Source organism: Halapricum sp. CBA1109 (assembly GCF_009741825.1).
GTDB lineage: Archaea > Halobacteriota > Halobacteria > Halobacteriales > Haloarculaceae > Halapricum.
This window is the reverse complement of sequence record NZ_WPCA01000012.1, coordinates 22,618-33,256: the sequence shown is the minus strand read 5'-3', so window position 1 is coordinate 33,256 and position 10,639 is coordinate 22,618. Positions and strand designations below refer to the sequence as shown.

The window sequence follows — 10,639 nt, the reverse complement described above, 5'->3', positions numbered from 1 at the left end:
CGCGCCGAGCAACCGCGAGAGCGCGGCCTTGAGACCGGTCGTCTTCTCCTCGTCGCCGGCGAAGATGACCAGCGGTTGGTCGGCGGGCGCGTAGACATCCATCTCGCGGCCCTTCGCGGAGTAGGCCGTGTCGACGACAGACACCGCGCCGGCGCGCTGTAGCTTCTCGAGGTGGTACTGGACGTTCTGGAGGGAGGTGTCCACCCGGTCGGCGAGTTCGGAGGGCGGTGCGGGATCCTCGTGGAGTTCGGCCAGCACCGTCCGGGCCGTATCCGAAGACAGCGCCGAGATGACGTCCTCGGCGTCGTCGCTGTCGACGCCGACCACCCGTGGTTCGGCGTCCTCGGGCGGAGACGTGTCCGGTTTGGAGGGCAGCAGGGACATCAGCCGTTGGTTGAACAGCGTTCGTGATGAATCTTGTCCGTCGGCCTCGCCCGAAACACATACTTTCCACGCCTCGGAAGCCATCCCTATGACAGCACTCCCGCTCCTGTTGAGCGACCTCGACCCCGTCCTCGTCGGTATCGTCGTCGTTATGCTGGCGTTCGTCTTCTTCGTCTACCTGTTCATCCGCCGGACCCTCAGCGGCTTCAAGGAGGGCGTCAATCAGGGCCGCGGCAAGTAGCCTCAGAGTACGGACGCACCGACCGACACCCGTAGGTCCACGGTCCGGCCGTCCACCGAGAGCGCGTCGTTCTCGACGGTCACCGAACTCCCAGTCAGGTCGACCAGCGACCCCGACAGCGACCCTCGGCCGCTCCGAACCCGCCGCTCGTCGCCCCCGTCGTCGATACCGAGAACCAGTGTCTCCCCGGTTTCGAGGGCCGTCTCCAGTTCGGCCGTCCCGTCGAAGCGCTCGTCGAGGCGAACGCTGACAGACAGTTCGCTCCCGGCCGGTATCGTCGCGCCGCCGGTGTGGTCGAGGACGACCGTCTCGTTGTCGGGCCCGAGGCGCGCGTCGACCTGCGGGAGGTCGGCGGTCCACTCCGGTTTCGGCACGCTGTCGACCGACCAGTCGAACGCGTAGCTGTAGGCGTCGGCGACGCTCTCGTTCTCCCCGACTTCGCCCGACAGTGAGTGGATGCGACCGTTCGGGTCGACCAGTGCCGTGCCGGTGTAGTGGCCCAGCGACGACCCCAGCCCCTTCGGGCCGACGGCTTCGAGTTCGTAGAAGCGCTCTCCGTCGCGGGTCGTCGTCCCGACGGCCTCGTACTCCGCCGTCGAGAGGCGGACCGAGAGGCCGAACGCCACCGCGCTCGCGCCGCCGAGGCTCGACCGCTGTCTATCGAAGGTCACGCCGTAGTCGGCCGAAAACGGCGTCGCGTTGCGCAGTTCGAGGCTCCCGCTGGTCCACGTCTCGCCGCCGTCGTCCCGGGCGTAGGTCGCGTCTGGACCGCGGACGATGGCGACGCTGTCGTTGCCGTTGCGCTGGTCGATGCCGACGACGGACTCGTTGGCTTCCCGGAGGTGTGCCGAGAGTAACGCCGACTCGTTGACCGTGCCGTCCGCGGCCAGCCACGACGGGGCGTCCGCGCCGGGCGTGTAGCCCTCTTCGGTCGTCGTCGCGTCGCCGCCGCTCAGGGTCGAACACCCCGCCAGTCCGACGAGACAGACTACAGCAACCGTGAGTGCGACACGTCGCATACCCCCGCTACCGACCGGGGATAGTAGTACCTACTGGTGGCACACACTGTCGCCGGAAAACAGCGGTCGGCCCCGCTCAGGCGAGGTCGTGGATGGTGTCGACGATGGCCTCGGCGTAGGCCTCGGTGCCGAGTTTCTCGCCGCCCTCTATCTGTCGCTCGAGGTCGTAGGTGACCTTGCCGCCCGAGATGGTCTCCTCGACGGCGTCACGGACGAGGTCCGCGGCCTCGTCCCAGCCATATAGTCGAACATCAGGCGACCGGAGAGGATCATCGCCGTCGGGTTGGCCATGTCCTGGCCGGCGCGCTTGGGCGCGGAGCCGTGGACCGGTTCGGCCAGCACGCGGGCGTCGCCGAAGTTCGCGCCGGGCGCGATGCCCAGCCCACCGATCTGTGCGCCCGCGGCGTCGCTGAGGTAGTCGCCGTTGAGGTTCGGCATCGCCAGCACGTCGAACTCGTCGGTGCGCAGCTGCATCCACTGGAGCATCGCGTCGGCCAGTCGCTCCTCGACCATCACGGCGTCTTCGGGGACGTCGATGTCGTCTTGCTCTTCCCACAGCGAGTCCGGCGCGGCGAAGACCTCCTCGTCGTCGTACTCCTCCTCGGCGACTTCCATCCCCCACTCGGCGAACTGCCCCTCGGTGAACTTCATGATGTTCCCCTTGTGGACGAGCGTGACCGTGTCCCGGTCGTGCTCGATGGCGTAGTCGATGGCCTTCCGGACGAGTCGCTTGCTTCCCTTCTCCGAGATCGGTTTGACGCCGATGCCGATCGGTCCCTCGTGCATCGTGTCGTCGAAGCCCATCTCCTCGACGAACTCCCGGACCTCCTCGACGTCGTCGGTGCCCTCTTCCCACTCGATGCCGGCGTAGACGTCCTCGGTGTTCTCCCGGAAAGTCACCATATCCATCTCCTCGGGGGATTTCATCGGCGAGGGGACGCCGTCGAGGTAGTAGGTCGGGCGGACGTTGGCGTAGAAGTCAAGCGTCTGCCGGAGCGCGACGTTCAGCGACCGGAATCCGGCGCCGACGGGCGTCGTCAGCGGGCCCTTGATAGCGACGCGGAACTGGTCGATTGCCTCGACGGTGTCCGCCGGCAGGTTCTCGTCGTAGCGCTCGCGGCCGGACTCGCCGGCGTAGACCCGCATCCACGCGATGTCACGGCCCGTCGCCTCCGCGGCGGCGGTCAGGACCTTCTGGGCGGCCGGTCCCACGTCCTTCCCGATGCCGTCGCCGTGGATGATCGGCACGATGGGCGTCTCCGGGATGTCGAGTTCGTCCGCGTCCTCGTCCACCACTGTGATCGGTTCGCCTTCAGCCGGCACCTCCACCTTGTCGAAGTCGTAGCTCATTATCATTCACACGGTAGCCCACGGTGGGTAAAAGGGCTATCATTCGCGTCTTCGACGACACTGGCGACCGCTTCGACGCGCTGGCGCTGTGGAACGAGATAGCTCAGTGACGCTGTGAGTCCCACAGCGCGCTGACCGCCGCCGGGCCGTGTTCGAACATTGCTCGCGGCGCGCGCCGGCGCGCGTTCGCCAGCGCGTGGGCGAGTTCACCGCCCGCGTTCTCCGTAATCCCGTCCCCGTGACCGACGAGTATCCGGTCCGGGTCGAGGTCGGCGAGCGCCGCCCGCGGCGGGAGCAGTCGCCGGTACAGCGACACACCCAGTCGCTCGTCGCCGACGCGGAAGAACCGACTCGTCCCGATGGACTCGGGGACGTACAGCGTGCCGTCGCGCTCCCGATGGAGGATCGCTTCCTGCCACGACGGCAGCGGGTTGCTCGCGCGAAACCGGAACGCGCCGGGCGCGTCGAGGCGGCGTTCCGTCTCCGTCTCGACCCGTTCGGCCACACGGTCCAGCCACGTCGGCACCGAGACGGGGACGCCGTGGCGGGCCGCGAGTTCCCCCGCGTCGCGGGCGTGCCACGACGAACAGACCAACACGCCCGCGACATCGCCGTACTCGGCCAGCGACTCGTCCAGTCCGGGCGCGTCGAGGGGGTCGAGCAACCACAGGCCGTCGTCAGTGGCTATCGCGTGGCTCGTCCGGGCCAGTCGCTCGTCGGGGTGGACCTGCCAGCCGAGACAGTCGTCGGTACGGTCCACGACGTGGAGGGTTCGCTCGCCGTCGCCGTAGGCGCTCATACTCGGACTCCCGCGGGCGAGCGAGAAGTGTCTGGCGGTCGACAGTCACTCCGATTCGACGACTTCGCCGACCGACGCCGCGATGTCCTCCTCGACGCGCCAGCAGTACAGCGTCGCGTAACTCCGGTAGGGAGCCCACCGCTCGGCGTACTCGACCATCGCCGCCCGGTCCTCGATGCCGTACAGTCGAGTCATCCCCTTGCGGACGCCGAGGTCACCGACCGGGAACACGTCCTCGCGGCCGAACGTAAAGAGCAGTTGCATATTCGCCGTCCACTCGCCGACGCCGGTGACGGCGGTCAACTGCTCGCGGATCGCCTCGTCGGATTCCCCTTCGAGGGCCGACCGCGAGAGCCGGTCGTCCGCGAACGCCTCCGCGACGTTGCGGACGTAGTCGGTCTTCTGGCGGGAGAGGCCGGCCTCCCGCAGGGTCTCCTTCTCGGCGGCCAGAACCCCCGACGGCGTCACCTCGACCGCCTCGAACAGGCGCTCGCGGGTCGCCGCCGCCGAGGCCATCGACACCTGCTGGCGGAGGATAGAGACGACGAGCCGTCGGAACAAGTCCTCTGCCGGGTCGAGCGTCAACTCGCCGTACTCGGCGATCAGGTCGGCCATCGTCGGGTCCTCGCGGAGGCGGTCGTGCGGGGCCGTCATCGGTCGTCGTCGTGGTGGCCGCTCCCGTCGGTACTCACCGGTTCCGTGGGTTCGGAGCAGTCCATCTCGACGGCCGTCTCGGAGTCGTTGTCGATGGGGTGGGCGGGTTGCCGACGACCGTCGCGCCGGGCGGGACGTCGTCGACGACGACAGCACCGGCGCCGACGGTCGCGCCCTCGCCGACGGTGATGTCGCCCAGCAGCGTCGCGTCGGCGCCGACGGTCACGTGGTCCTCAAGCGTCGGGTGTCGCTTGGTCCGGCGCGGGTCGTTCCCGCCCAGCGTGACGCCGTGGTACATGTGGACGTCGTCGCCTATCTCGGCCGTCTCGCCGACGACGGTGCCCATCCCGTGGTCGACGAAACACCGCCGGCCGACGGTCGCGCCGGGGTGGATCTCGACGCCGGTCAGGAACCGCGCGACGTGGCTCAGCAGGCGCGCCGAGACGGTGAATCCGGCCGTCTGGAGGCGGTGGGCGAGACGGTGACACCACACCGCGTGTAGCCCCGGATAGGTCAACAGCACCAGCAGCGTACTCGTCGCTGCGGGGTCCCGTTCACGCGCGGCCCTGACGTCCTCGTAGATTCGGTCGAACATAGTGTGTCTCGTGTCCGCCACCCGCTGGGATGACGGCACTCGCTGACACCGTAGTTCGGGTTGGCGCGAGTAAAAAAGGCGCGACTCGGTCCGTCCTCAGTGGCGACCCGCGTGCCGGCGGAGCGAATACCTTCGGTCGGTTAGCCGAACAGACGCTCGCGCAGCGACCGCTCGCGGGCCTGTTCGGCGAGCAACACCGAACAGTCCACGTCGTCGGCGATGTCGATGACAAGCGACCCGGAGACGAGTCGCCGGAGCAGTCCGCGCTCGGTCGCGCCGATGATGACCATCGTCGCGTCGTCGGCCGCCCGTTCGATGGCCGCCTCGACGTCGCCGCTCTCGATGCGCAGCGTCGCGTCCTCGAGGCCGTGCTCGTCGGCCCACGCCGCGAGGAACTGCTCGCCCGCGGCCTCGTCGTCGTCGACGTGGAGCAGTTCAATCTCGGCGTCGTACTCGGCCGCCAGCAGCCGTGCGATCTGGGCGCTCAGGTCCGAGTCCGGGCCGCCCGCCGTCGGGACGAGGATCCGCGAGGGGTCGAACCCGCGGTCGCGCATCACGAGGAAGTCACACGGGACGTCCTCCAGCATCTCGTCTATAGCGCTCTCGGCACGGCCCGGCGACCCGTGGGAGTCCGGCCCCCAGCCCATCACGACGAGGTCGGCCCTGTGGCTGCGGGCGGCGTCGAAGATCTGTTCGAACCCCTCGTGGGAGTATATCGTACTGGTCTCGATGTCGACACCGAAGGTCTCGGCGTCTTCACGCGCGCTGTCGAGTAGTTCCTCGGAGTCGGTGTTCAGTTCCGCCGCGTGTTCGGCCCCGTACTCGAGCGTGGTCTGGTCGGGGACGGTCACGATGTGGACGGCCTCGACTGTCCCGCCGCGCTGTTTGGCGATGGCGCTGGCGAGCGTGATGAGGTCGCTCTCGTGTTCGGGGTTGGCCAGCGGGACCATCACCTTGTACTTCCCGCCGTCCGGTTGGACACTCTCGGCCGCGGAGACGGCCGTATCGGGCATCGTGTCGGACTGATCGAGGATGTACTGTGAGAGAATTCCCTTCTTGGTCGCCCGCGTCCGGGCGTAGAAGACGTACCACAGGACCGCACCGACGACGATGAGCATCCCGAAGGCGATGACCGGGAGGTCGATGAAGTAGATGAGCGCGAACGAGAGGATGCCGCCGAGGATGGGCGTGATCGGGTACAGCGGCACTCTGAAATCGGGCTGGTACTCCTCGGGGTCGGCCGTTCGCATCACGACGAGGGCGATGTTGAGCAACCCGTAGATGACCAGATGGAGGAAACTCGCGGCGCCCGAGAGCAACAATACGGGGTCGGTCCCCTCGATCAGACTCCCGATCAGGTCCCCGCCGGCGATGAAAAGCAGGATCAGGCCGCCGGTGATCGCGATGGACTTGTACGGCGTCGAGAACCGTGGGTGGACCTCGTTGAGCGACTGGGTGACGATGCGGTCACGGCCCATCGCGAAGTTGATGCGCGAGGACGCCAGTATCGAGGCGTTCGCGGAGGAGGCCGTCGCCAACAGCCCGCCGAACAGCATCGCGACGCCGCCGACGGGGCCGAGCAGTATGTTTGCGACTTGGACGACCGCTATCTCGTTGTCGCCGATTCCGGCGATGAATCCGGGCTCGACGGCCGCGCTCATCACGAACAGCACGAGCGCGTAGATGCCGGTCACGAGAACGACGCTCCCGATGACCGCCCGCGGGAGGTTCTTGCCCGGGTTCTTGATCTCCTCGGCGACGGACGTGATCTGGACGAACCCGAGATACGAGACGAACATAAAGCCCGTCGCGGTGAGCATCGGGCCGTACCCCTCGTTGGCCGGGAGGTTCGAGAGGTCCGCCTGTAGGCCGCCGACGAACGTGAACACCGCGAGGATAGCGACGAGGATGATGACGATGATGTTCTGGAGGCGGCCGGTTTCTTTCGCACCGACGTAGTTGACGGTGATGAAAAGCGCCGCGCCGATCAGTGCGATGATGGCGACGACCGTCAGCGACGCCGGACCGAGTCCGACCGATCCCGTCGCGTCGACGCCGAAAGAGGCGATGATGCGCTGGATGTACTGGCCGAACCCGACCATATAGAACGCGCTGGCGAAGGCGAGACCGAGCCAGTTGGCCCAGCCGGCGATGGAACCGAACAGCGGTCCGAGGGCGTGGTTGACGTAGAAGTACGCGCCGCCCGAGCGGGGCATCGCGTCCCGAGTTCGCTGGCCGACAGCGCGGTGAACAGCGCGATGACGCCGCCGACGACGAAGGCCCCGACCGCCAGCGACCCCGCCGTCGAGACGGCGTCGCCGGGCAACACGAAGATGCCGGCACCGATCATCGTCCCGACGCCGATTGTCAACGCCGCCAGGGGGCCGAGGTCCTTCGCGAGGTCCTCGTCGCCGCCGCTCATCGTCTCTCTCCTCCGGACACGTCCTGTGAACTAGTTACGGAGGGTGAGTGCAGTCGGTCCGGACGGCCGGCTGCGGAATGGTGCATACATACCCGAAACGGGGGGCAGGTATTAATTCTGGTTAGTCGCGGCCGTCGACGGAGTGGCGTTCGGATAGAAACCCACTTACAACAGCGCACGGAACCTCGCTGCAAATGAGTCGCGGGGTGTTACTGTGCGCGTCGTGATCGTCGGAGCCGGTGAAGTGGGGTCGTCTATCGCGGCGAGTCTCTGTGCGGACCACGAGGTCGTGGTCGTCGACCGCGACAGCGACCGCGTGGAGTCGCTCACCTACTCGCTCGACGTCCTGCCGGTCGAGGGCGACGGCGCGTCGCTTGAGACACTGACCGAGGCAAGCGTCGGGGACGCGGATATGGTCATCGCGTGTACCGACAACGACGAGACGAACATCGTCGCCTGCGGCACCGTCAAGACCATCTCGGAGGCGTTCACCATCGCCCGCGTCCGCAACACCAAGTACCTCGACACGTGGAACAACGCCGAGGGCGCACTCGGTGTGGACCTGATGGTCGGGACGAACCTCCTGACCGCGCGGAGCATCTCCCGTGTCATCGGTCTGCCGGCGGCCCACGACGTCGACACCTTCGCCGATGGCCTCGTCAGGATGGCCGAGTTCACCATCCACGACGACAGCCCGGTCGCCGGCACGACGGTCGCGGCGGCCGACCGGTTCGACTCGCTGACGTTCGCCGCCATCATCCGTGACGACGACGTCGTGATCCCGCGTGGTGATACGTGCCTGCTGGACGGGGACCGTGTCGTCGTCATCGGCTCCCCCGAGAGCGTCGGTGACTTCGCCACGACGATGCGAGGCGATATCGGCAGTATCGACGACGTGCTGATCGTCGGCGGTAGCGACATCGGGCGACAGACCGCCGACGTCCTCTCGGAGGAAGGTATCGGGACACGACTCATCGAACCCGCTCCCGAACACGCCCGAGTGCTGGCCGAGGCGCTCCCCGACACGACCGTCCTCAACGCCGACCCGACCGATCAGGAGTTCCTCGAACGCGAGCACATCGCCGAGGTCGACGTCGTCGTCGCCGCTCTGGGCAACGACGAGCAGAACCTGTTGGCCGGGCTGTTAGCCAAACGGATGGGGGCCGACCGTGCGATTGCCGTCGTCGAGGAGGGGTCCTATATCGACCTCTTCGAGGCCGTCGGTATCGACGTGGCCGTCAATCCGCGCAAGGCTATCGCCGAGGAGATAACGCGGTTCACCCGCGAACGACACGCCGAGAACGTCGCGATGCTGGAGAGCGACCGTGCCGAAGTCCTCGAGATAGAGGTCGACGAGGCGAGCGTCCTGACGGGACGGCCCATCGCCGAGTCCATCGGTGACCTCCCGGACGGTGTCGTCATCGGCGCGATAACCCGCGACGGGGCGTTCGTCCAGCCGCGTGGCGACACCGTGATAGAGCGTGGCGACCACATCGTCGTGTTCGCCGATACCGACGTTCTCGACGACGCGATGACAGACCTATGAGCCGCTCCGTCACTCCCACGCTCCGGGTCGACTGGCGCGCGTCGGTCAGCCTCGTCGGGACCGTCGTGAAGTATCTCGCCGTACCGCTTTCGATTCCGCTCGCCGTCGCACTCTACTACGCCGAACCGGTCGCCCCGTTCGTCGGGACCATCGCACTCGTCCTCGCCGCCGGGTTCGGGCTCGAACGACTCGACCCCGACCCCGACTTGGGGGCACGCGAAGGGTTCCTGATGGTCGCTATGACGTGGCTCGCCGTCGGCCTCTTCGGGACTGCCCCGTACCTCATCGCCGGCAACGGCACCGTCGCCAGCCCGGTCAACGCGTTGTTCGAGTCGATGTCCGGGTTCACCACGACCGGGGCGACGGTGATGAACAACATCGACACCAGCTATCACTCCCACGCGATTATGCTGTGGCGACAGCTCAGCCAGTGGCTCGGGGGGATGGGCATCGTCGTCCTCGCCGTCGCCATTCTGCCCGAACTCTCCGTCGGTGGGGCACAACTGATGGACGCCGAAGCGCCCGGCCCGGGCATCGAGAAGCTCACTCCCCGAATACGGTCGACCGCGCGCGTCCTGTGGCTCGCGTACTTCGGATTCACGGTGCTTGAGTTTCTCCTGTTGGTCGCTGTCGGGCCGCACGTGCTCGACTGGGCCCCGAACATGACACTGTACAACGCTGTGGCACACCCGTTGACGACCCTTCCCACTGGCGGGTTCTCTCCCGAGGCGCGAAGCATCGAGGCGTTCTCGGCGGCCGCGCAGTGGGTCATCATCCCGTTTATGGCCGTCGCCGGGACGAACTTCGCGCTGTTCTGGAAGGCGCTGCGCGGCGACTGGCGCGTGTTCGGCCGCGACAGCGAGTTCCGCACCTACGCCGGTGCGATGGCCGTCCTGACCGCGATACTGACCGGCCTGCTCTTTTCGGGGTTGGGCCTCGCCGAGACGCCGACTATCGCCCCCATCGTCGATCAGGTCGAGGACTCGGTCCGCCACGCCGTGTTCCAGACGCTCGCCATCGTCACGACCACCGGGTACGCCAGTATGGACTTCAACACCTGGAGCGCCCCGGCGAAGTACGTCCTGTTGTTCGGGATGTTCATCGGTGGCTCCGCCGGATCGACCGGCGGGGGGATCAAGATCGTCCGCTGGCTCGTGATCTTCAAATCCATCAAGCGGGAGCTGTTCTCGACGGTCCACCCCGAGGCCGTCGAACCCGTTCGCCTCGCCGGGCGCTCCCTCGACGAGAGCGCCGTTCGCGGCATCCACGCGTTCACGCTGCTGTACCTCAGTATCTTCTTCGTCGGGACGGTGTTGTTGTTCTGCACCGCGTGGCTCGGGGGGTACGAGTTGGCGATGCTCGATGGTATCAGCGCCGCCGCCTCCGCCGTCGGGAACGTCGGGCCGGGATTTGGCGACGTCGGCCCGATGAACGGCTACGTCCAGTTCCCCGCCACCTCGAAGCTCCTGTTGATCTTCCTGATGTGGGTCGGGCGTCTGGAGATTCTCCCCGTGTTCGTCCTCCTGACGACGGCGTACTGGCGGTCGTAGACGGCAATACAGCCGTCTGCGTGCGGCGGTCTTGATCGCTATTTTTCCCGCGCGGGACTGCGGGACAGTCCGGTGTCCA

Annotated in this window: 8 protein-coding genes and 2 pseudogenes; 3 read left to right on the top strand and 7 right to left on the bottom strand. The window is 67.2% G+C overall.

All coding sequences use genetic code 11. The features are described from left to right. Nucleotides 1-384: helix-turn-helix domain-containing protein (locus tag GJ629_RS02670; protein WP_157511631.1), on the bottom strand; the 384-nt coding region annotated here is incomplete at its 3' end. An 88-nt stretch (nt 385-472) separates the two neighbouring features. Between GJ629_RS02670 and GJ629_RS15985 the strand changes: the two genes are divergently transcribed. Then, entirely contained in the window at nt 473-625 is a 153-nt protein-coding gene (locus GJ629_RS15985; protein ID WP_197428397.1) for a hypothetical protein, read from the top strand. Between the two features lie 2 nt (nt 626-627). Here the strand turns inward: GJ629_RS15985 and GJ629_RS02665 are convergent, their stop codons facing one another. The 6 genes and pseudogenes from GJ629_RS02665 to GJ629_RS02640 form a co-directional block, all read right to left on the bottom strand. Continuing rightward, the gene (locus GJ629_RS02665; RefSeq protein WP_157511630.1) at nt 628-1,644 is read right to left on the bottom strand and encodes a hypothetical protein; all 1,017 of its coding nucleotides are present in this window, start codon (nt 1,642-1,644) and stop codon (nt 628-630) included. A gap of 76 nt (nt 1,645-1,720) precedes the next feature. Further along, a pseudogene (gene icd, locus GJ629_RS02660) lies at nt 1,721-2,994 on the bottom strand (NADP-dependent isocitrate dehydrogenase). 103 nt (nt 2,995-3,097) lie between these two features. Then, the gene (locus GJ629_RS02655) at nt 3,098-3,793 is read right to left on the bottom strand and encodes a hypothetical protein (protein ID WP_157511629.1); all 696 of its coding nucleotides are present in this window, start codon (nt 3,791-3,793) and stop codon (nt 3,098-3,100) included. Between the two features lie 45 nt (nt 3,794-3,838). Then, on the bottom strand, nt 3,839-4,447 hold the full coding sequence (locus GJ629_RS02650; RefSeq protein WP_157511628.1) for a DNA-3-methyladenine glycosylase: 609 nt from the start codon (nt 4,445-4,447) through the stop codon (nt 3,839-3,841). A gap of 34 nt (nt 4,448-4,481) precedes the next feature. Continuing rightward, entirely contained in the window at nt 4,482-5,063 is a 582-nt protein-coding gene (gene cysE, locus GJ629_RS02645; RefSeq protein ID WP_370515763.1) for a serine O-acetyltransferase, read from the bottom strand. Nucleotides 5,064-5,182: 119 nt separating this feature from the next. Further along, a pseudogene (locus GJ629_RS02640) lies at nt 5,183-7,464 on the bottom strand (amino acid permease). A 214-nt stretch (nt 7,465-7,678) separates the two neighbouring features. Between GJ629_RS02640 and trkA the strand changes: the two are divergent. Both trkA and GJ629_RS02630 read left to right on the top strand, forming a co-directional pair. Then, on the top strand, nt 7,679-9,010 hold the full coding sequence (gene trkA, locus GJ629_RS02635; protein ID WP_370515762.1) for a Trk system potassium transporter TrkA: 1,332 nt from the start codon (nt 7,679-7,681) through the stop codon (nt 9,008-9,010). Continuing rightward, nucleotides 9,007-10,560: a TrkH family potassium uptake protein gene (locus GJ629_RS02630; protein ID WP_157511626.1), complete on the top strand. Its 1,554-nt coding sequence runs from the start codon at nt 9,007-9,009 to the stop codon at nt 10,558-10,560. Before trkA ends, GJ629_RS02630 begins: the two co-directional genes overlap by 4 nt. Nucleotides 10,561-10,639: the final 79 nt, after the last annotated feature.